Genomic DNA, 21048 nt, shown 5'->3' with positions numbered 1-21048 from the left:
GACCACTGCGTATGCCGTTGTGCAGCGGTGCAGCGATCAGGTGAGCGCAGGCTCCGCCTGGCGTGCGTCGATGCTCTCCAGAAGCGATTCGTGAGAAGCGGCAGCCGTCAGCGCGTCGTTCTCGGCCTGGATCCGTCCGAGCTCGGATTCCAGGTCCTGTACACGCTGCTGGAGCCGTCGCATCTCGGCGAGGAGTCGCGGGTCGGAGCCGCCGACGTAACCGAGAAGCGCCTTTGCCATGATGGATGGTCCTCCACACTGAGTGACCGACCGAAGCGGTGTGGGTCGTGAGGGATTCGCACCCGCGGTGCCTGGCAGGATCTTGTTCGTGCTGACGTTCATCCATGCCAAACAGCTAAGGTGCGCGGGGTGCTTTCAGCGTCTCACCAAAAAGTTTGACGGTCAACACGATCACGCCCCGTATTGGCGGGCATCCCGGTGGCGCGCGGCCGAAACGGCGGCGCTGCGACTCCTGCGGGGCTCTCGAGGCGTGGCGATCATCCTTACGTGCGGAGCCTGCCACTGCAAGCGATTCTTGGCAACCACCTGGCCCTTTCTGCTCGGGGCACATGCTGGTGGCATGCCCCTCCGCTTCTCCGGGCCCGCCGCGCGCGCAGTCCTCAGCGGATCGCGAAGCCGTCGTAGCCGCCGCGTGGTGTGTCCCATATCTCGGTGACGCCGTCCACGCGCCCGGGCGTGTCGTCACCCAGGAGCCAGCCGAGCAGTCCCTCACAGCCCTCACGGGCCCCTTCGGCGACCACCTGGACCCGGCCATCGGCCAAATTGAGAGCAAAACCACTCAGGCCGCCGATCTCCAGCGCCTTCGCCCGCGTGAACCAGCGGAATCCCACGCCCTGGACGTGTCCGCGCACCCAGGCGACCAGCCGTACATCCTCGCTCATGGGTGCAACCTAACCGGGCAAAGTCACTCGGAGCACTTCCGCCCCCAGCGCCATGCGGTACCGTCCCCACCCAACGATTCTCATACGAAACTCACTCGATCGGGTGAGTCGGGTTGACCAGAGGGAGCAGGGGGCGCGCGCCGCCCCAGGACCTTGGCCGACCGTGGGAACACCGCTTGGACCAGGAAGGCAAGGACATGGGACGCCACCGACGCTCCGCCGCCGGCCGCGCCGCCACGAGCCGCGCCACGGGGGTCACACAGACGCACGGCTCGCACGCGGACAGTCACACCCCGCAGGACCGGTACGGGAGCGACGGGCCCACGATGGGCATCGCGCCGTATCTGAACCCGGAGGCGTACGCCGACTCCGTCACCAGAAGCCAGGACTACCTGTTCGCCACGGACGACGAGCGCGCCCGCGCCGACACCGCGGTGCTCGCCGCCGACGGCTTCTCGTCCGGGGGCGGCGCCCTGCGGACGGGGCCGGGCGGCGGTGCGAACCGCCGCCGGAAGAAGAGGGTCGCCACCCCGGTCAAGACCGGTCTGCTCGGCGTCTCCGCGGCGGTCGCGATAGGCACCGTCGCGGTGGCCACGGGTGTGGTGCCCGGCCTGGACAGCTACCGGCTCGGCGGCGGCAGCGGTTCGGGCGACAAGGTGCAGGCCGCCGAGTCGCCGACCAACTCGGCCGTGGAGCAGGGCGGCACGTCCGGCTCCGGCCAGACCGGTCGCGGCGGCTCCTCGACCAGCCGCGACGCCGACCGGTCCACCTCGCCGTCCGTCTCGCCCTCCGCCTCCGCGACCACCTCGTCGCCTTCGGCTTCGGCCTCGGCGCCCGCCTCGCCGACCGAGACGGCCACCGAGAAGCCCGAGGTCACGCCTTCGAAGAAGCCGAAGACCACCCCGTCCAAGTCGAAGACGGCCACCAGGGCGCCGGCGAAGCCCGAGTCCCCGGTGACGGTCTCGGCCGAGGCGCAGGCCGCGGCCCAGGTGCTGAAACTCGTCAACCAGGAGCGGGCCAGGGTCGGCTGCAGTGCCGTCTCCGCGAACAGCGCACTGTCGCAGCTCGCCGAGAAGTTCAGCGACGACATGGCCGCCCGGGGCTTCTTCGACCACACCGACCCGGACGGCGCGAGCCCGTGGGACCGGGCTGCCGAGGCCGGGATAGCCGACCTCGGGGGCGAGAACATAGCCCGGGGCCAGGCCGACGCGGCCGCGGTCATGGAGGCCTGGATGAACAGCCCCGGTCACAAGGCGAACATACTGAACTGCGACTTCAAGACGCTGGGCGTCGGTGTCCACTTCGGGTCCGGCGGACCCTGGTGGACGCAGGACTTCGGGTACTGAGCGCGCGGAACGGAATCCGCAGAAACGATCAAGCAGGCACCGAGCCCAGGCACTAACCCGCGGTTAGCGCAATCTGTTGGCCAGCGCCGCCCTCGGGTACGCTCGGCGTATGGACATCACCGTGGAGCGTGCGGAGGACCAGGACCTCCCGTTCAACGTGTTCGCCAAGGCCTGCCCCTCGCGCGGCACTCTGGAGCACGTCACGGGCCGCTGGGGCGGTCTCACGCTCGGGGCGCTGCACGAGGGCTCGCTGCGTTTCAACGAGCTGCGCCGCCGGGTCGACGGCGTGAGCGAGAAGATGCTGTCCCAGACCCTGCACGCGCTGGAACGCGACGGACTGGTGCACCGCGAGGCGCAGCCCACCAACCCGCCCCGCGTGGACTACGAGCTGACCCCGCTCGGGCACGAGGTGGCCGAGCGCCTGCTGAGCCTCATCCACCTGCTCGAAGGGCGGATGGGCGACGTCCTCGACGCACGCGAGCGCTACGACGCGACCCGCGGCGCTTTCTGACACTTCGGGCAGAAGTAGCTCGACCGGTTCATCCACGGGCGCCGGCGCATCGGCGTGGCGCACCGCTTGCAGGGCAGCCCCTCGCGCCCATAGGCGTCCAGGGAGCGGTCGAAGTAGCCCGACTCGCCGTTGACGTTGACGTACAGGCTGTCGAAGCTGGTGCCGCCGACGGCGAGCGCCGCATTCATCACGTCGCGGGTGTGGCCCAGGAGTTCGAGCGTGCGCGGTCGCGTGAGGTGCGCGGTCGGACGTTCGTAGTGCAGCCGGGCGCGCCACAGCGCCTCGTCCGCGTAGATGTTGCCGACGCCGCTGATCAGGGACTGGTCGAGCAGGGCCCGCTTGATGGTCGTGCGCTTGCGGCGCAGCGCCTGGTGGAAGGCCTCGTCGTCGAAGAGCGGGTCGAGGGGGTCGCGGGCGATGTGCGCGATGACGTCCGGGAGGCCGTCGGGGGTGGTGTCGTGCAGCGACAGGCCGCCGAAGGTGCGCTGGTCGACGAAGCGCAGCTCGGTGTCCACCTCGTCCGCGAAGCGCACGCGCACGCGTAGATGCTTCTCGTCGGGAGCCTCGTGCGGCTGGACCAGAAGCTGGCCGCTCATGCCGAGGTGGGCCAGGATCGCCTGGTCGGTGTCCTCCAGCGGCAGCCACAGGTACTTGCCCCGGCGGCTCGGGGCGCCGATGCGGTGGCCCTTGAGGCGGTGCGCGAAGTCGTCGGCGCCGGCCAGGTGACGGCGTACGGCACGCGGGTGCAGCACCTCGGCCTCGGCGACCGTGCGATGGGCGACCCACCGTTCCAGTCCGCGCCGGACGACCTCGACCTCGGGCAACTCGGGCATGGGCCCCCCTGTACGGAACGCCCGCCTCCAGTGGAGGCGGGCGCTCGTCTCGTACTGATGTCCTACTGCTGTTCTACGGTTGTGCCGCTTTCACTGCTTTGTCAGGCGGAGGCGGACTCGGGGTCCGGGCTGCCGTCGGCGGCCGGAGCGGCCGGGGCCGCCTTCGCCGCCTTGGCTCGCTCGTCCGCGTCGGCCCGGATGGACCGCCAAGCGGACTCGGCGGCCTGTTGCTCCGCCTCCTTCTTGCTGCGGCCGGTGCCGGTGCCGTACGAGACGCCTCCGACGCGGGCGGCAGCAGTGAAGGTCTTCTCGTGGTCGGGGCCGGTCTCCGTGACCAGGTACTCGGGGACGCCGAGCCCTTCGGTCGCGGTGAGCTCCTGGAGACTGGTCTTCCAGTCCAGGCCGGCACCGAGGTTCGAGGACTTCTCGATGAGCGGGTCGAACAGGCGGTGCACCAGTTCGGAGGCCGCGTCGAGGCCCTGATCGAGATAGACCGCGCCGATCACCGCTTCGAGGGTGTCGGCGAGGATGGACGCCTTGTCCCGGCCGCCCGTGCCCTCTTCACCCCGGCCGAGCCGGATGAAGGAGCCCAGGTCGAGGCCACGACCGACCTCCGCCAGCGCACGAGAGTTGACCACCGCGGCCCGCAGCTTGGCCAGTTGGCCTTCGGGCAGATCGGGGTGGGTGCGATACAGCGTGTCCGTGACGACGAGGCCGAGCACGGAGTCCCCGAGGAACTCCAGCCGTTCGTTCGTCGGCAGACCGCCGTTCTCGTACGCGTAGGAACGGTGGGTCAGTGCACGCACCAGAAGGGCGGACTCGAGCTGATAGCCGAGCCGCCCTTCCAGAAGCGTGTGGGACGAGGCCGTGTTGTCCGCCTGTTTCTTGGCGGTCGTGTCCGCCTTGGCGTCAGACATGAAGCCTCTCACCAGCCGCTCAGACCTCGAGGACCTGGCGCTTGTTGTAGGTGCCGCAAGACGGGCACGCGATGTGCTGCAGCTTGGGCTCGTGGCAGCGCTCGCACGCAACCAGGGTGGGGACCGCAGCCTTCCACTGCGACCGGCGGTGGCGCGTGTTGCTGCGCGACATCTTCCGCTTCGGAACAGCCACGGCTACTTCTCCTGCTTCTCGTCGGCGTGCGCTGAAGGAAGCGCGCCGCCGCTCATCTCGTCCTTCTCGCCGTCTCCGAGTGAACCGGCGAGTCCCTGCAGTGCCGCCCAACGGATGTCGGTGGCATCGTGGTGGTGGTCCGGGTCGTCCGTGAGCCGTGCTCCGCACTCGGAGCACAGGCCCAGACAGTCGTCCTGGCACACCGGCTGCATCGGCAGTGCGAGCACCACCGCATCGCGCAGCACGGGTTCGAGGTCGAACAGGCCGTCCTCGATGAAGAGCGTGTCCTCGTCTTCCTCGGCGTCGTCGGCCGGCTCCGCCTTGGGGCGGCCCCGGTCGTCGGCGTCAGGGTACGAGAACATCTCCTGGAAGTCCGCTTCGAGCTCCAGCTCGAGCGGCTCCAGACACCTTACGCACTCCCCCTCGGCCTGCGCACGGACGGTGCCTGTGACGAGCACCCCTTCCATGACCGACTCGAGTCGGAGTTCGAGCTCCGTCGGAGCGCCTTCCGGCACTCCGACGACTCCCGGGATCCCGAGATCCTGGGGGGCGTCGATCTCACGGGTCAGGCGCTGCAGCGCACCAGGCCGCCGCCCCAGCTCGTGTGTGTCGAACACGAGAGGCTTGCGGTGGTCGAGGCGGGCGTTCAGGGCCATTCCTGCTTTCGATCTTCTGAGCTCAGGGGACGCTGCCCCTCGGTGTTGCGGGCAGCGGTGATCGCGGACGTACACGCGACCGAAGAGCCAGGATACTGGAGCTTTCGCCCACAGCCCAATCCGGGGTCGGTGGGGCTGCTACAGCCCGCGCCCCTGCTCGTAGGCGCGCAGCTGCTCGGCGCTGATCATGCCGGTGTCGAAGAGGCTGGTCTCGTCGAGGGCGTACCCCTGCTGGGGGTCCTGGTGCGTCTGCGGCTGCTGCCCGGCCTGGTTCGGGTCGTAGGGGGCCTGCTGGGTGTCGTAGCCCTGGTACGCGTAGGGATCGGCCTGCTGATAGCCGTACGCGTCCTGCTGGCCGTAGGCCGGCTGCTGCCCGTAGCCGCCGCCGTACGGGTCCGACTGCTGCGGCTGCTGCTGGTAGGCGTAGGCCTCCTGCGGCTGCTCGTAGGGCTGCTGGACGGGCTGCTCGGCCGCGGTGTCCCGCTCGGCGAGGGCGGCCAGGTCGGCGAGGTAGTCGGCGTCGGAGGAGTGCTGGAAGGTGGTGAGGTCCTCGGAGAGGGCGCCGAGGTCGTCCGAGGCGATGCGGCCGTGCAGCTTCTGGCGGCCGCGGCCGACGGCCTCCAGGGTCTTGGCGAGCACCGCTTCGAAGGCGCCCAGCTTGGTGTCGACGTACGCGTCGGCGTCGCGGCGCAGGGTCTCCGGGTCGTGGCTGCGCTCCGGGGCGTCCTCGTCGTCGTAGCCGTTCTCGTCGAGGCCGGGACCGGTGCCGAGGAGCTTCTCGCGGCCGCGGCCGACGGAGCCGAGGGTCTTGGTGAGGACGACCTCGAAGTTGGCGAGCTTGGAGTCGACGTAGTCGTCGGCGTCCGCGCGGACCTCCTCGGCCTCCTTGCGGGCCTCGGCGAGGATGCGGTCGGCCTCGGTCTGGGAGCGGCGGGCGATCTCGGTGTCGGAGATCAGGGAGCCGCGCTCGGCGTGGGCGGTGGAGATGATCCGCTCGGCCTCCTGGCGGGCCTGCTCGACCATCTGCTCACGGCCGCCGATCAGCTCCTGGGCCTGGGCGAGAGAGTCGGGAAGGGCCGCGCGCACCTCTTCCAGCAGAGCGAGCAGGTCGGCGCGGTTGACCACGCACGAGGCCGACATCGGCATCGACCGGGCACTGGAGACCGCGGTGACGATCTCGTCGAGCTTCTTCTGCACGTCCACCGGTTGCTCGCCACTCTCTACAGCTGTGTTGGAGACGGACGGGACGACTGTAGCCCCATCAGTCGCCGCGAAGGCGCTTGTTCAGGGCTTCCAGGACCAGCGGCGGAACCAGGTGGGAGACGTCTCCGCCCCAGGTCGCGACCTCTTTGACGAGCGAGGAGGAGAGGAAGCTGTAGGTGGGGTTGGTGGGCACGAAGAGCGTCTCGACGCCGGAGAGGCCGTTGTTCATCTGGGCCATCTGCAGCTCGTAGTCGAAGTCGCTGACCGCGCGCAGGCCCTTGACGATGGCCGGGATGTCGCGCTGCTTGCAGAAGTCGACGAGGAGGCCGTGGAAGGCCTCGACCCGGACGTTGCCGTACTCGGCGGTGACCTGGCGGATGAGCTCGATCCGCTCGTCGATCTCGAACAGGCCCTTCTTGGACTTGTTGATCATGACCGCGACATAGACCTCGTCGTAGAGACGGGAGGCGCGGGAAATGATGTCGAGGTGTCCGTTGGTGATCGGGTCGAACGACCCGGGACAGACGGCACGGCGCACTTGTGGTCCCTCGCTCTCCAGTCCGGTCATCGTGCGTCTTCACACGTAGAGGCGGCGCGACCGTACCAAAACGTTCCCTCGCCGTAGCGACGGGCCCGGAGCGCTTCGAAGCCGTCCGGCCAACCGAACTCTCCGCCTCTGGTGCTGCGCTCCACGGTGACGAGGGCGTCGGCCGCGAGCCAGCCCCCCGTGCGGAGTGTGAGCAGAATCTCCCGAAGATCGTCGTCCGTGACGGCGTACGGGGGGTCGAGGAAGACGAGGTCGTAGGGGGCCGTCGGCGCCGTCTGGATCACCTGCAGGGCCTTGCCCGCGCGGACCTCGGCGCCGGGGAGGGCGAGGGTCTTGACGTTCTCCCGGATGACGCGGGCGGCTCTGGCGTCCGCCTCCACGAGAAGGGTGTGGCTCGCGCCTCGGGAGAGGGCCTCCAGGCCTACGGCGCCCGATCCGGCGTAGAGGTCGAGGACGCGTTCGCCGGCCAGGGGGCCGCCCAGGAGGGACTGCCAGGTGGAGAAGAGTCCTTCGCGTGCGCGGTCGGAGGTGGGGCGGGTGCCGGTCCCTGGCGGGACGGCCAGGCGTCGTCCGCCGGCTGTGCCGGCGATCACGCGGGTCATCTTGGGTCCTTGGTCGTGGGCGGCTTCAGGTTGCGGGTTTCAGGTTCAGGTTCAGGTTTCAGTGTGGCTGGTCGCGCACGCGCGGCGGTAGCCGCATCTCCGGTACAGCTCCGCGCGCCTCGGGGTCGGCTGCTCCTCAGCCCTTTTCCAGGTACTGCTCCCTTTCGTCGTCCAAGAGGGCGTCCAGAGCCGTCCGCAGGCCGGGCAGCCCGGTGAGCTCCGGGTCGGACGTCACCACCGCCACCGCCTCCGCTCTCGCCTCCGCGATGACCTCTTCGTCCTCGATGACGGCGAGTACGCGCAGGCTGGTGCGGGCGCCGGACTGGGCCTGGCCCAGGACGTCGCCCTCGCGGCGCTGTTCGAGGTCGATGCGGGAGAGCTCGAAGCCGTCGAGCGTGGCGGCGACCGCGTCGAGCCGCCGGCGGGCCGCGCTCGCCTCCGGCATCTCGGTGACCAGGAGGCACAGACCGGGTGCCGAGCCCCGGCCCACGCGACCGCGCAGCTGGTGCAGCTGGGAGACGCCGAAGCGGTCCGCGTCCATGATCACCATCGCGGTGGCGTTCGGGACGTTGACGCCGACCTCGATGACGGTCGTGGCGACCAGGACGCCGGTCTCGCCTGCGGCGAAGCGGCGCATGACGGCGTCCTTGTCGTCCGGGGGCATCCGGCCGTGCAGGATCTCGACCTTGAGGCCGTGCAGGGGGCCGGCGCTCAGCTGCTCGGCGATGTCGACGACCGCCAGCGGGGGCCGCTTCTCGGCCTCGTCCTCGGGGGACTTCTGCTTGGCCTTGCCGGACTTCTTCGCGTCCTCCTCCTCGTCCCCGATGCGCGGGCAGACGACGTACGCCTGATGGCCGCTTTCGACCTCCTCGCGGACGCGTTCCCAGGCGCGGGTCAGGAAGCGGGGTTTCTCGGCGGCCGGGACGACATGGCTGGCGATGGGCGAGCGGCCGGCCGGGAGCTGGTCGAGGACGGAGGTCTCCAGGTCGCCGAAGACGGTCATGGCGACGGTGCGCGGGATCGGCGTGGCCGTCATGACGAGCAGGTGCGGGGGTTGCCTGCCCTTGCCGCGCAGGGCGTCCCGCTGTTCGACGCCGAAGCGGTGCTGTTCGTCGACCACGACCAGGCCGAGGTCGTGGAACTGGACCTTGTCCTCGATCAGCGCGTGCGTGCCGATGACGATGCCGGCCTCGCCGGTGACGAGGTCGAGCAGGGCCTGCCGACGGGCGGCCATGCCCATGGACCCGGTCAGCAGCACGACCTTGGTGGCCTGGTCGGACCCGCCGAGCATCCCGCCCTCGGCCAGATCGCCCATCATCTCGACGACGGACCGGTGGTGCTGCTGGGCGAGGACCTCGGTGGGGGCGAGCATCGCGGCCTGCCCGCCGGCGTCGACCACGGCGAGCATGGCGCGCAGCGCCACCAGGGTCTTGCCCGATCCGACCTCGCCCTGGAGGAGGCGGTGCATCGGGTGGTCCGTGGCCAGGTCGTCGAAGATCTCCTTGGAGACCTTCTGCTGGCCTTCGGTGAGGGTGAAGGGGAGGCGGGCGTCGAAGGCGGTGAGGAGGCCGTCGGGGGCGGGTCTGCGGGGGACGGCGGGGAGTTGGGCGTCGGCGTGGCGGCGGCGGGCGAGGGCGACCTGGAGGACGAAGGCCTCGTCCCACTTGAGGCGGGTGCGGGCGTCGGCGATGTCGGCCTTGGTGTGCGGGCGGTGGATCTTCAGGAGGGCCTCGGGGAGGGAGACCAGGCCGCGGCCGCCGCGCAGGGAGTCGGGCAGCGGGTCGACGGCCTCCTGCGCATGGGGCAGGACGGTCTGGATCGCCTTGCCGATCTTCCAGGACTCCAGTTTCGCGGTGGCGGGGTAGAGCGGGATGAGGGCGCCGGCCCAGGTCTCGACGGATTCCTCGGCGCCCGCTTCGCCGGTGTCCGCGCGCAGCAGTTCGTAGGCCGGGTGGGCCAGTTGGAGGCGGCGGTTGAAGACCGAGACCTTGCCCGCGAACATCGCGCGCGTGCCGGGGAGCAGCTCCTTGTGGGGTTTGTGCACGCCGCTGCCGAAGAAGACGAGCTGGAGCCGGCCGCTGCCGTCAGTGATCGTCACCTCCAGGCGCTGGCCCTTGCCCCGGGGGGCCTTGGCGGAGGCGAAGCTGTGCAGACGGGCGTCGGCGACCTGGGCGACCACGGTGACGTGCTCGTCCATCGGGAGGTCGGCGAGGTGGGTGAGCTGGCCGCGCTCCTCGTATCTGCGGGGGTAGTGGTGCAGGAGGTCGCCGACGGTGTGCAGGCCGAGGTGCTCGGCCATCACCTTCGCGGTGGCGGGGCCGAGCACTTTTTTCAGTGGTTCTTCCAGTGCGGGCACGAGATCCATTGCACACCACGCCACTGACATTGACGTATACGTGTCCTGAAACCCCTGGTCAGACGGCTCGCTCGGGCTCTAGGATGGCGCGCTCCGGCCATCATCCGCGGTCACCGCCCCACCGGGACCGCCCGACCCCGCGCCGTGCTCATCCCCCAGCCCGCGGCGCTGCAGCGATGGACTCCCAGACCTCACAGTCATCCCAGGCATCACAGCCTCCCCATACGTTCCAGGTCGACCTGCGCGGTCTGGTGGACCTGCTGTCCCATCACCTCTATTCCAGTCCCAAGGTTTACCTGCGCGAACTGCTGCAGAACGCCGTGGACGCCATCACCGCCCGGCGGACCGAGGACCCGGACGCCCCGGCGCGGGTACGGCTGTTCGCGGCGGACGGCCGGCTGCGGGTAGAGGACTCCGGCATCGGGCTCACCGAGGCCGATGTGCACAGCCTGCTGGCGACCATCGGACGCAGTTCCAAGCGCGCCGAGGGCCTCCAGGACGTGCGTTCGGACTTCCTCGGGCAGTTCGGCATCGGGCTGCTGGCCTGTTTCGTGGTCGCCGAGCGGATCCGGGTGGTCAGCCGCAGCGCCCGTACCCCCGACGCGCCGCCCGTGGAGTGGACGGCGCGCGACGACGGTTCGTACACCGTGCGCACGCTGCCCCACTCCGAGCGCCCCGAGCCGGGCACCACCGTGCATCTGGTGGCGCGGGCCGGCGCCGGGGAGTGGCTCGCCGAGGCGCGGGTGCTGGCGCTGGCCCGGGACTTCGGCTCGCTGCTGCCCTACGACGTGCGGGTCGGCGAGGAGGCGGTCACCGATCTGCCCGCGCCCTGGGACCGGACGTACGCCTCCCCCGCCAACCGGCGGGTGGCGCTGGCCCGGCACTGCCATGAGCTGTTCGGGTTCACGCCGCTGGACTCGGTCGAGCTGGACGTGCCGCTGGCGGGGATCCGCGGGGTGGCGTACGTGCTGCCGGCGGCGGTCAGTCCGGCGCAGCGGGCGACGCACCGGGTGCATCTCAAGGGCATGCTGCTCACCGAGCGGGGCGAACAGCTGCTGCCCGACTGGGCGTTCTTCGTGCGCTGCGTCCTGGACACCGACAGTCTGCGGCCGACGGCGTCGCGCGAGTCGCTGTACGAGGACGAGACGCTGGCCGCGGTCCGCGAGGCGCTGGGAGAACGGATCCGGTCATGGCTGACGGGTCTGGCGGCCGGTGATCCGGAGCGGCTCGCGGCGTTCCTGGCGGTGCACCACCTGGGCGTGAAGTCCCTGGCCCGGCACGACCGGGAGATGCTGCGGACGATGCTGCCGTGGCTGCCGTTCGAGACGACCGACGGACGGCTGTCGCTGGAGGAGTTCGCGCAGCGGCACCCGGTGGTGCACTTCACGCGGACGGTGGAGGAGTACCGGCAGGTCGCGCCGATCGCGTCCGCGCAGGGCATCGGGGTGATCAACGGCGGTTACACGTACGACAGCGAGCTGGTCGAGGCGCTGCCGTCGGTGCGGCCGGGGACGGTCGTCGCCGAGCTGGACGCGGACACGGTGACCGCCCATCTGGACGCCGTCGCCCCGGCCGACGAGCTGGCGCTGGCGGGCTTCCTGGCCGCCGCGCGGGCGAAGCTCGACCCGTTGGGCTGTGACGTCGTCCTGCGGGCCTTTCATCCGCTGTCGGTGCCCGCGCTGCATCTCGACGACCGGGGGGCTCGGCACGAACAGGCACGCGCGCAGGCCGAGACACAGGCCGACGATCTGTGGGCGGGCATCCTGGGCTCGTTGCGCGGGAGCGCCCCGCGCGCGCGTCTGGTGCTGAACCATCTCAACCCGCTGATCCGGCGGATCAGTTCGTTGAACGATCCTGAGCTGATCGGCACGGCCGCGGAGTCGCTCTACGGGCAGGCGCTGCTGATGGCTCAGCGTCCGCTGCGGCCGGCGGACTCGGCGCTGCTGAACCGGGCGTTCATCGGGCTCCTGGAATGGGCCACACACGGGCAGTCGGCGGACGGGCACGCTGCGGACGGGCAGGGGGACACTGATGGGTGAGATCACGGACTTCGACTCCCTGCGCCGGGCGATGGCGGACAACGGCGAGCAGCCGGAGGGGCCGGCCCGCAACGCGCGCGCGGAGCAGCTGCTGGTCGACGCCGAGGCGCTGAAGATCCCGTTGGCGGTGATCGAGGCGCTCGGGCACCAGTTGAAGGTCTACAACTACAGCTCCGAGAAGGCGAAGATGTTCGTCCCCTTCGCGCGGCTGCTGCGGATGTGGGACGAACGACCCGAGGACTTCGACGAGTTCGAGACGCATTCGCTGCACTGGGTCTTCAAGTGGGTGTCGGCCGGCATGCTCGACCAGCCGCATGTGCCGCTGGCGTCGGTGGAGAAGTGGCTCGGCGAGATGGAGCACCGTTACCGGCTCGCCGGGCACTCCGAGCGGGCGGTGCGCAGCGCCGAGTTCAGCGTGGCCGCGCACATCGGGGACGGCGAGCGGGCCGAGCGGGCGTTCGCCGCCTGGCTGGCGGCGGACCGGGACGCCATGGCCGACTGCCATGCGTGCGAGCTGCACGGACAGGGCTGGTGGCAGACGGAACGCGGGCGTGACGCGCAGGCGCTCGAGGTGTGGGCGCCGGTCCTGGACGGCGAGTACTCGTGCGCGCACGAGCCGCACACCGTGCTCGCGTCGTCCCTGCTGCCGCTGCTGCGGCTGGGGCGGGTGGAGGAGGCGCGCGCCCACCATCTGCGGGGTTTCCGGCTGGTGCGGCCCATGGAGAGCATGCGGAGCGCCTACGCCGACCACGTCGAGTTCTGCGCGCTGACCGGCAACGAGGCGCGGGGTCTGGAGCTGCTCGCGGAGCGGCCGGCGTATTTCACGGACGAGGGGCAGCCGCGCAGCAGGATGGAGTTCCTGAGCGTCGTCGTGCTGCTCATGGAGCGCCTGTGCGCGCTCGGGCTCGGCGGGCAGCGGGTGCCCGGGGCGGCCGGGCGGGAGTGGACGGCCGTCGAACTCGCGGCGCACGCGCGCGCGGAGGCCCTCGCGCTGGCCGCGCGCTTCGACGAGCGCAACGGCACCGCGCACGTCAGCGAGCGGGCACGCGCGCGTATGGAGCAGCGGCCGCTGGTGGAACGGCTGCCCCTGGGGGTGCGGGCCGCGCGCCCGGCGGCCGCGGTGTCCGCACCGGCGCCCGTGGCGCCGGCTGCGGCCGAGGAGGCCGGTGAGCCGGATCTGTCGGCTCTGCTGGTCGAGGCCCGGCGGCTGTCGGACACGCTCCGGCCGCAGGCCGTGGAGGCGTGGGCACGGGTGGCCGAGCTGGCCGCGGGGGCGGACGGCGCGGAGCGCGTCGAGCTGGCCGCGCGTGACCGTGCGGAGATCGCCGACCATGAGGCGATCGGTCTCGGCCCGGAGGGCGCGGAAACGTTCGAGCAGGCCGCCGAGCTGTACGCGGAGGCGGGCGACCCCGGAGAGGCTCTCGCGGCACGCGCGCGTGCGGCGTACGTCCGTGCGCTCGCCGGCGAGGTCGACGAGGCGCTCGCGGCCGTCGCCGACCCGTACGACCGGGTCCTCGCGCTGTACGCCGAGGGCGGCACGGAGGTGCCCCAGGCGGCGAGCGTGCTGATGGCGCGGGCAAGGATCCTGATGCGCCGCGTCCACGAGGCCGAGGGGCAGGTGCCCGAAGCCGTTCTGACGGCGGCGGAGGCGGCCGTGGGAGAGCTGCTGGCGCTCGTGGACGGGCGGGCCGGCAACGACGTACGGCTCGCCGCGCGGGTCGCCGAGGGGCACGCGATGCTCGCGGAGCTCGCGACGCAGTCCGGGGACCCGGAGGCGGGCGCGGAGTTGCTCGCGCGGGCCGCGGCCGAGTTCGTCGAGGCGGGTCTGCCGTGGTTCGCCGTGGAGTACGAGGCCCGGCTGGCCGGTCTCGCCCACCAGCTGGACGACATGGTGGAGGCGGAGCGGGCGCTGCGGGCGGCCCTGGAGCACGGCGGGCCGTTCCTGGAGGCCGTCGGGCGGGCCCAGCTGCATCTTCAGCTCGCCGAGGTCGTCGGCGGCCGGGGCGAGGCCGACGAGGCCGCTGAGCACGCCCTGGAGGCGGCGCACTGGGCCGACGAGGCGGGCGCGGGCCCGACGTTCGGCGCATGGGCGCGGCACCAGCTCGGCGGGTTCCTGGTCCGGCTGGGCCGCTGGGCGGAGGCGGCGGAGGTGCTGGAGTCGGCGCTGGCGGACCTGACCGCCGAGACGCACGGCGACGGCGCGGTCGTCCAGACGCAGTGGTGGCTCGGCGACTGTCTGAGCGAGCTCGGGGAGCACCGGGACGCCGCCGAACGTCGCCTCCAGGCCGCCGAGATCGCCCGGCACTGGCCCGAGCAGCACGACCACGCGACCCTCGCCCATCTGGCCGCGGAGTCGCTCGCCCAGGCCGGTCTGCACGCCGAGGCGGACCAGGCCTACGCGCGCGCGGGCGGGTTGTGGCGGGACCTGGGCAATGTGCACGGGCTGGTCCGCTCCCTGCGCGCCCGCGCGTGGCTGGCGTTGCGCACGCAGGACACCCCGGACACCGCGCGCGAGCTGATGCAGCGCGCGGTGGAGGAGTGCGCGGACGCCTTCGACGCGGCGGACGACGACGCGGCCCGCCGCCGGTTGGTCGGCGAACTCGGCCACACCCACCGCCAGTTCGGGGACCTGCTCGCGCGTTCCGCCGCCGAGGACGCCGACGACGACTCGATCCGGGCCGCCCTGGACGGGGCGCTCTCCCAGATGTCCGAGGCCGTCGCGGTGTTCGTCACCCTGGGCGAGGACGCGCTGCACGCCCGGACCGGCGCGGAGCTGGCCGCGGGCTGGCTGGAGACGGACCTGGGACGCCCCGCGGACGCGGCGGCACGCGCGCGTGCGGTGTTGCGGGCCTACGCGGACGTCGATGCCGACGGCGTCGGGGGCAACGACATCGGCATGGGCAGCGGTGATCAGGAGGAGGACGAGACCGTGCGGGCGCGGCGGGCCGAGGCGGAGCAGTTGCTGCAGGCGGCGGAGGAACAAAGGGATCGTTGAACGATCCGATCGTTGAACGATCCCTTCGCTCCCTACCGGCTCACGCTCACTCGACCCCGATCAGCAACAACGCCCCTTGCCGTCCGCCCCGGTACACCACCGTGTCCACGGCGAGGTACGCCTCCCGCACCCGCGCCTCCAGGTGCTCGGCGACGCCTTCGGGGGCTTCGTCGCCGAGCACGAGGGTGACCAGTTCGCCGCCGGCCGACAGCATGCGGTTCAGGACGGTCTCGGCGGCGGCGGTGACGTCGGAGCCGATGACGGCCACATCGCCGTCGACGAGCCCGAGGACGTCGCCGGCCTGGCAGATGCCGGCCATGGTCCACGACTGGCGCTCGGCGACGACGACCTCGGCGTAGCGGGTGGCGCCGGCCGCCGAGGTCATCGAGACGACGTCCTCGTCGAATCGGCGGTCCGGCTCGTGGACGGCGAGCGCGGCGATGCCCTGGACCGCGGAGCGGGTCGGGATCAGGGCCACCCGGATGCCCTCCGCGCGGGCCTGCTCGGCGGCCGCGGCGGCGGTGTGCCGCAGGTCGGCGTCGTTGGGCAGCAGCACGACCTCGCGCGCGTGGGCCCGTCGGACGGCCTCGACGAGTTCGCCGCTGGCGGGCGGCTCCCCGGGGCGCGCGAGCACGGTCGTCGCGCCGGCCTCGGTGTACAGCCCGGCCAGGCCCTCGCCGGGCACGACGGCGACGACCGCGCGCTGGACGCGTTCGCGGGGCGGACGCTCGCCCCCGCGCGTGTGCGCGTCACCGACGCCGAAGTGCGTGATGCGGATCCGGTAGGGCCGGCCCGCCTCGACGCCGGCCTCCACGGCGGCGCCCGCGTCGTCCACGTGCACATGGACGTTCCACAGGCCGTCGCCGCCGACCACGACGAGCGAGTCCCCCAGGGCGTCCAGGCGCTGCCGCAGCCGGGCCACCGCCGCGTCCTCCGCCTCCAGAAGGTAGATCACCTCGAAGGCGGGACCGCCCTCGCCGTCCACCCCGTCCTCCCTGTCCGTGCCGGCGCCGTCCGCCGCGTCCGTCGCGGCCGCCGCCCGGGTCTGCTGCACGCGCGTGTGCGACCCCGTGGACGCGGACACCGCGCCGGAGAGCCCCGGCGTCTCTCCCGTGAACGTCTCCACCAGGGCCGCGAGGACCGCGACCAGCCCCCGGCCGCCCGCGTCCACCACCCCGGCGCGCTCCAGTACGGCCAACTGCCCCGGGGTCGCGGCGAGCGCCGCGCACGCGCCCCGGTAGGCGGCCCTGGCGACCGTCCCGCAGTCCCCCTCCGCTCCCCCGGCCGCGTCGGCGGCGTCGGCGGCGGCCGAGGCGACCGACAGGACGGTGCCCTCGACGGGGTGGGCGACGGCGAGGCGGGCGGAGTCGGCCGCGTGCCGAAGGGCCAGGCGCAGCCCGTCCCCGTCGGTGTGCGGACCCGCGCCCTCGGCGGCGAGCACCTGGGCCATGCCGCGCAGCAGCTGCGCGAGGATCGTCCCCGAGTTCCCGCGCGCCCCGATCAGCGCACCGTGCGCCATCGCGCGCGAGGCGTCGGCGAGCGAGGGCTGATCGACGAACGCGCCGCCCGAACGGGAGCCGAACTCGTACCCGGCGAACACCGCCTCGACCGCGGTGGCCGCCGACTCGACGGTCAGATACAGGTTGGTGCCGGTGTCCCCGTCCGCGACCGGAAAGACGTTGATCGCGTCGATCTCCTCGCGGGCCCGGCCCAGCGCCGTGAGCGCGAGGCCGCACCAGGTGCGCACCGCGAGAGCATCGAAGAATGTCTGCGGCACCTGCGCCACCTGCGCCTCCTTGAGCTGCTGGACTGGACGCAGCGTAAACCCAGCGCCGGGGTCCGCCGGAAAACGGGCCGGACCGGGCCGGGAGACCGGCCGGGACCGCCGGGGCCGGGGGCAGGGGCCCTGAGCAGCCATGGTAGTTTCGTTGTACTGGCGCAGTCGTTGTATGCTGCTCCGGTTGCCCGATCCCGTCGGGCTTTCCCCCTGGCACCGCCACTCAGATCCTAGATCCTGATCCCGGCATGCCGGGATCAACCGTAAGTGCATCTGAAGTCTTTGGAGTGACCCGTGGCTGCCAACTGCGACGTCTGTGGCAAGGGGCCGAGCTTCGGCAACAACATCTCGCACTCGCACCGCCGTACGTCCCGTCGCTGGAACCCGAACATCCAGCGCGTGCGTACCGTGGTCGGCGGGACGCCGAAGCGCGTGAACGCTTGCACCTCGTGCATCAAGGCCGGCAAGGTCTCGCGCTGACGCACAGCTAAGTGCGCGGCCACTGCTGGTTCGCTGCATTGAGCCGGTCCACCTCGGGTGGGCCGGCTTTCTGCTGTGTTCTGCCTGTTCAGGAACCCTCGACCGGCCAAAGGGCAGGCCTCGGGAGCCCGGCGCCTGCCAGACTCGGGTGAATGCGCTTCGGCATCCTGGGCTCCCTCGATCTCCGCACCGACGACGGCGCCCCCGTCGACCCCGGCGGTCCCCGCCCCCGGGCCCTGCTGACCCTGCTGCTGCTCGACGCGGGGCACGGCGTCTCGCTGGAGCGCCTGACCGACGGTCTGTACGGCGCCGAGCCGCCCGCGGGAGCGGCGAACGCGCTCCAGTCCCAGATCTCCCGGCTGCGCCGCCGACTGGCCCCGCACGCCGAGATCGAGGCCACCCCCACCGGCTACCGTCTGGCCGTCCCGCCCGACGCCGTCGACCGGCACCGCTTCGAGCGCCTGGCCGCCGAGGGGCGCGCCGCGCTGGCCGCCGGGGACGGTCCCGGCGCGGCCGGGCTGCTGCGCGAGGCCCTCACCCTGTGGCGCGGCCCGGCCCTGCCCGACCTGCCCGACGCGCACGCCGAGCGGGCTCGGCTCGACGAGCTGCGGCTGACGGCCGTCCAGGACCGGGTCGAAGCGGATCTCGGGCTCGGCGGCGGGGCCGAACTGGTGGCCGAGCTGCGGGGGCTGCTGGACGCGCATCCGCTGAGCGAGCGGCTGTACGGACAGCTGATGCGCGCCCTGCACGCGGCGGGGCGGCCCGCCGAGGCGCTCACGGTGTTCGAACAGGCCCGGCGCACCCTCGCCGACGAGCTGGGCGCCGACCCGTCGCCCGAGCTGGCCGCGCTCCACCTGGAGCTGCTCCGGGGCGACGGACCCGCGCGGCCCGCCGTCCCCGTGCAGCTCACCCGGTTCATCGGCCGGGAGGACGAACTCGCCCGGATCGCCGAGGCCCTCTCCGACGCCGGCGCCCGGCTCGTCACCCTCACCGGACCGGGCGGCGCCGGGAAGACCCGACTGGCGATCGAGGCGGCACGCACGCGTGCGGACGTGTGCTTCGTCGAACTCGCGCCGCTCACCGACGGGGCGCGGATCCCGTACGCCGTCCTCACGGCGCTCGGGGTGCGGGAAGGGTTCCGCACGCCCGCCGGGGACGGCACGGACCGGCTGTTGGTCGCGCTGGAGGACCGGGAGCTGCTGCTGGTCCTCGACAACTGCGAGCACCTGGTCGACGACGCGGCCCGGCTGGCCGCCCTGTTGCTCGCGGCCTGCCCGGGGGTGCGGGTGCTGGCGACCAGCCGGGAGTCCCTCGGGATCACCGGCGAGGCGCTGATGCCCGTGCCGCCGTTGCCGCCGGATCCCGCGGTGCGGCTGTTCCTGGACCGCGCGCGTGCCGTGCGGCCCGGTTTCGAGGGCCACGCGCGCGTGGCCGACATCTGCGCGGCGCTCGACGGACTGCCGCTGGCGATCGAGCTGGCGGCGGCCCGGCTGCGCACCCTGACCCCGCAGGAGCTGGCCGACCGGCTCGACGACCGCTTCCGGCTGCTGTCCCGGGGCGACCGTTCCAAGGCGCCCCGGCACCGCACGCTGCGCGCGGTCGTGGAGTGGAGCTGGGACCTGCTGGACGAGGAGGAACGGGAGCTGGCCCGGCGGTTCACGGTGTTCTGCGGAGGTGCCACGCTGGACGCGGTGGAGGCGGTGTGCGCGGTGCCGTACCCGGAGGATCTGCTGGCCTCGCTGGTGGAGAAGTCCTTCCTGGAGGTGACCGAGGGCCGCTACCGCATGCTGGAGACGATCCGCGCGTTCGCCGCCGAGCAGCACACCGACGAGCACACCGGCCGGCACACCGACGAGCACAAAGGCCGGCACACCGACGAGCGCACCGCCGAGTCGGCCGCGCGAGCCGCGCACGCCAGCTACTTCCTGCAGCTGGCCGAACGCGCGGAACCGTATCTGCGCGGCCGGGAGCAGCTCCCCTGGCTGGCCCGGCTGGACGCCGAGCTCGGCGACCTGGACGCTGCCGTGGGCCGGCTGACCGCCGTCGACTCCCGCGCGGCACTGCGGCTGACGGCGGCGCTGACCTGGTTCCGGCGGCTGCGCGGGCTGCACGGCGCGCAGGTGCCGCAAGCCCGCGCGCTCCTCGCGGCCGTCGGCGACGAGCCGCCCGAGGGGCTGGTCGAGGAGTACGCGCTGTGCCTGATGAACACCGTCACCGGGCGCGGCGACGACCCCGCCGAGCCCGACCGCATCGCGCGCGTGCACACGCTCATGGAGTCGCTGAAGGGGCCGCTGCGGCTGCCGTTCACGATGGTGCTGTGGTCGCTGACCGGCGGCCCCATGTCGACGGCGCTCAACGACCACGTGCGCGTGCAGCTGGGCGAGGGCGCCTGGCGGCGCGCGCTGCTCGACCTGGGGACCGCCTACCAGCACCAGTTCTCGGGCGAGGCGCCCGCCTCCGAGGAAGCCTTCACGCGCGCGCTGGCCGGCTTCCGGGAGACGGGCGACCGCTGGGGCATGGCCAACTGCCTCGATCCGCTCGGCGGGTACGCGAACCGGCGCGGGGAGTACGCACGCGCCCTGGAGCTGCTCGACGAGGGTCTGACGTACGTGCGCGAGCTCCAGGCGCCGGAGGAGACGGCGGACCTGCTGCGCTCGCGCGGCTTCGTGCTGCTGCACCGGGGCGACGCCGAGGCGGCCGCCGCGCACTTCACGCAGTCCGCGGCCCTGGCGCGCACCGCGGGCGCCTCCGACAAGGTGGCGTCCGCCCGGCGCGGGCTCGGCGACACCGCCCGGCTGTCCGGGGACACCGCTCACGCGCGCGTGCACTACGAAAGCGCCCTGGAGGCGTGCTCGGCGAACTGGTTCAGCCTCGGCGAGACCGTCTTCATCCTGGTCGGGCTGGGCCGTACGGCCGCCGCGGAGGGGGACGTCGAGCAGGCCCGTGAGTGGTGCGCGCAGGCTCTCGCCCTCGCCGAGGAGCAGCCCGGCGCCGAGGCCGTCGCCGCCGTCGCCGAGGCGCTGGCGGAGGTCGCCGCGGGACCCGAGCGGGCCGCCGAGCTGCTGGGCGCGGCGGCGGGCCTGCGGGGCGCGCAGACCCACGGCGACCCCGACGTCGTACGGATCGAACGGGACGCCCGTACGAAGCTGTCCTCACAGGCGGACGGCCAGGGGGACGGCCGAGGGCACGGCCAGGGGCACGGCCGGGCGTACGACGAGGCGTTCGAGCGGGGGCGCGCGCTGCGGTCGGCGGCGGTCAGCGCACGGTAGGAGAACGGTACGCGGACGGTCAGCGGCCGCCGCGAGGCTTCCGCACATGACGAACACACGGCACAGCCTCAGCCATCTCGACGTCCTGATCTCCGGCGCGAGCGTCGCCGGCCCGGCCCTCGCGCTCAACCTCCTGCGGTACGGCGCCCGCGTCACCGTCGTCGAGAAGTCCACGGACCTGCGCGCGGGCGGCTTCGCGGTCGACTTCCGCGGGCACGTCCACCGCGAGATCCTCACCGCCATGGGCATCTGGGACGAGATCCACGCCCGGCAGACGCACATGGGCCGCCAGATCGTCGTCGGCGCGGACGGCTCGCCGCGGGTGGACCTGCCGTCGGAGATGATGAGCGGCGACGTGGAGATCTTCCGCGGCGAGCTCGCACAGCTCATGTACGAACGCACCCGCGGCGACGTCGAGTACG

At 72.5% G+C, this 21048-nt stretch carries 18 protein-coding genes; 7 read left to right on the top strand and 11 right to left on the bottom strand.

Annotated features, from left to right (window positions below; genetic code table 11):
• Positions 1-36: 36 nt before the first annotated feature.
• Both ACWCPF_RS21925 and ACWCPF_RS21920 read right to left on the bottom strand, forming a co-directional pair.
• On the bottom strand, positions 37-240 hold the full coding sequence (locus tag ACWCPF_RS21925; RefSeq protein WP_020128723.1) for a hypothetical protein: 204 nt from the start codon (positions 238-240) through the stop codon (positions 37-39).
• Between the two features lie 380 nt (positions 241-620).
• Positions 621-902 carry an acylphosphatase gene (locus tag ACWCPF_RS21920; RefSeq protein WP_307165601.1) on the bottom strand — a complete coding sequence of 94 codons (282 nt, stop codon included), beginning with the start codon at positions 900-902 and terminating at the stop codon, positions 621-623.
• A 197-nt stretch (positions 903-1099) separates the two neighbouring features.
• Here ACWCPF_RS21920 and ACWCPF_RS21915 point away from each other — a divergent pair, with 197 nt between their 5' ends.
• Positions 1100-2248: a CAP domain-containing protein gene (locus tag ACWCPF_RS21915; RefSeq protein ID WP_451046735.1), complete on the top strand. Its 1149-nt coding sequence runs from the start codon at positions 1100-1102 to the stop codon at positions 2246-2248.
• 109 nt (positions 2249-2357) lie between these two features.
• The gene (locus ACWCPF_RS21910) at positions 2358-2759 is read left to right on the top strand and encodes a winged helix-turn-helix transcriptional regulator (protein ID WP_451046734.1); all 402 of its coding nucleotides are present in this window, start codon (positions 2358-2360) and stop codon (positions 2757-2759) included.
• On the opposite strand, the gene mutM is transcribed toward ACWCPF_RS21910, so the two are convergent.
• The 8 genes from mutM to recG form a co-directional block, all read right to left on the bottom strand.
• On the bottom strand, positions 2732-3592 hold the full coding sequence (gene mutM / locus ACWCPF_RS21905) for a bifunctional DNA-formamidopyrimidine glycosylase/DNA-(apurinic or apyrimidinic site) lyase (RefSeq protein ID WP_451046733.1): 861 nt from the start codon (positions 3590-3592) through the stop codon (positions 2732-2734). The genes ACWCPF_RS21910 and mutM overlap by 28 nt on opposite strands.
• Before the next feature lie 101 nt (positions 3593-3693).
• A complete protein-coding gene (rnc, locus tag ACWCPF_RS21900) occupies positions 3694-4509 on the bottom strand; it encodes a ribonuclease III (protein ID WP_451046732.1) in 816 nt (271 codons plus the stop codon).
• Positions 4510-4528: 19 nt separating this feature from the next.
• Positions 4529-4702: a 50S ribosomal protein L32 gene (gene rpmF, locus ACWCPF_RS21895; protein ID WP_007493396.1), complete on the bottom strand. Its 174-nt coding sequence runs from the start codon at positions 4700-4702 to the stop codon at positions 4529-4531.
• A gap of 2 nt (positions 4703-4704) precedes the next feature.
• On the bottom strand, positions 4705-5358 hold the full coding sequence (locus ACWCPF_RS21890) for a YceD family protein (RefSeq protein ID WP_451046731.1): 654 nt from the start codon (positions 5356-5358) through the stop codon (positions 4705-4707).
• 138 nt (positions 5359-5496) lie between these two features.
• Complete coding sequence (locus ACWCPF_RS21885) at positions 5497-6561, bottom strand: cell division initiation protein (protein ID WP_451046730.1); 1065 nt, start codon at positions 6559-6561, stop codon at positions 5497-5499.
• A 58-nt stretch (positions 6562-6619) separates the two neighbouring features.
• Positions 6620-7099: a pantetheine-phosphate adenylyltransferase gene (gene coaD, locus ACWCPF_RS21880; protein WP_451046851.1), complete on the bottom strand. Its 480-nt coding sequence runs from the start codon at positions 7097-7099 to the stop codon at positions 6620-6622.
• A gap of 26 nt (positions 7100-7125) precedes the next feature.
• Positions 7126-7710 (bottom strand): 16S rRNA (guanine(966)-N(2))-methyltransferase RsmD, encoded by a 585-nt coding sequence (rsmD, locus tag ACWCPF_RS21875; RefSeq protein WP_451046729.1) that lies wholly within the window; start codon positions 7708-7710, stop codon positions 7126-7128.
• Between the two features lie 136 nt (positions 7711-7846).
• Complete coding sequence (recG, locus tag ACWCPF_RS21870; protein WP_451046728.1) at positions 7847-10075, bottom strand: ATP-dependent DNA helicase RecG; 2229 nt, start codon at positions 10073-10075, stop codon at positions 7847-7849.
• A 167-nt stretch (positions 10076-10242) separates the two neighbouring features.
• Between recG and ACWCPF_RS21865 the strand changes: the two genes are divergently transcribed.
• Positions 10243-12105: an HSP90 family protein gene (locus ACWCPF_RS21865; RefSeq protein ID WP_451046727.1), complete on the top strand. Its 1863-nt coding sequence runs from the start codon at positions 10243-10245 to the stop codon at positions 12103-12105.
• Positions 12098-15100: a tetratricopeptide repeat protein gene (locus ACWCPF_RS21860; RefSeq protein WP_451046726.1), complete on the top strand. Its 3003-nt coding sequence runs from the start codon at positions 12098-12100 to the stop codon at positions 15098-15100. The genes ACWCPF_RS21865 and ACWCPF_RS21860 overlap by 8 nt, the downstream gene beginning before the upstream one ends.
• 46 nt (positions 15101-15146) lie before the next feature.
• On the opposite strand, the gene ACWCPF_RS21855 is transcribed toward ACWCPF_RS21860, so the two are convergent.
• Positions 15147-16886: a DAK2 domain-containing protein gene (locus ACWCPF_RS21855; protein WP_451046725.1), complete on the bottom strand. Its 1740-nt coding sequence runs from the start codon at positions 16884-16886 to the stop codon at positions 15147-15149.
• A 285-nt stretch (positions 16887-17171) separates the two neighbouring features.
• On the opposite strand from ACWCPF_RS21855, the gene rpmB reads away from it, so the two are divergent.
• From rpmB to ACWCPF_RS21840, 3 genes are all read left to right on the top strand, one after another.
• The gene (rpmB, locus tag ACWCPF_RS21850; protein WP_013000438.1) at positions 17172-17357 is read left to right on the top strand and encodes a 50S ribosomal protein L28; all 186 of its coding nucleotides are present in this window, start codon (positions 17172-17174) and stop codon (positions 17355-17357) included.
• 152 nt (positions 17358-17509) lie between these two features.
• Positions 17510-20626 carry a BTAD domain-containing putative transcriptional regulator gene (locus ACWCPF_RS21845; protein ID WP_451046724.1) on the top strand — a complete coding sequence of 1039 codons (3117 nt, stop codon included), beginning with the start codon at positions 17510-17512 and terminating at the stop codon, positions 20624-20626.
• Positions 20627-20672: 46 nt separating this feature from the next.
• Positions 20673-21048, top strand: a 376-nt coding sequence (locus ACWCPF_RS21840) for an FAD-dependent monooxygenase (RefSeq protein WP_451046723.1), incomplete at its 3' end; no start/stop codon positions are given.

This window comes from Streptomyces sp. NPDC001858, from assembly GCF_053594615.1.
The sequence above is the reverse complement of the archived record's forward strand: the minus strand, read 5'-3'. Positions and strand labels throughout refer to the sequence as shown.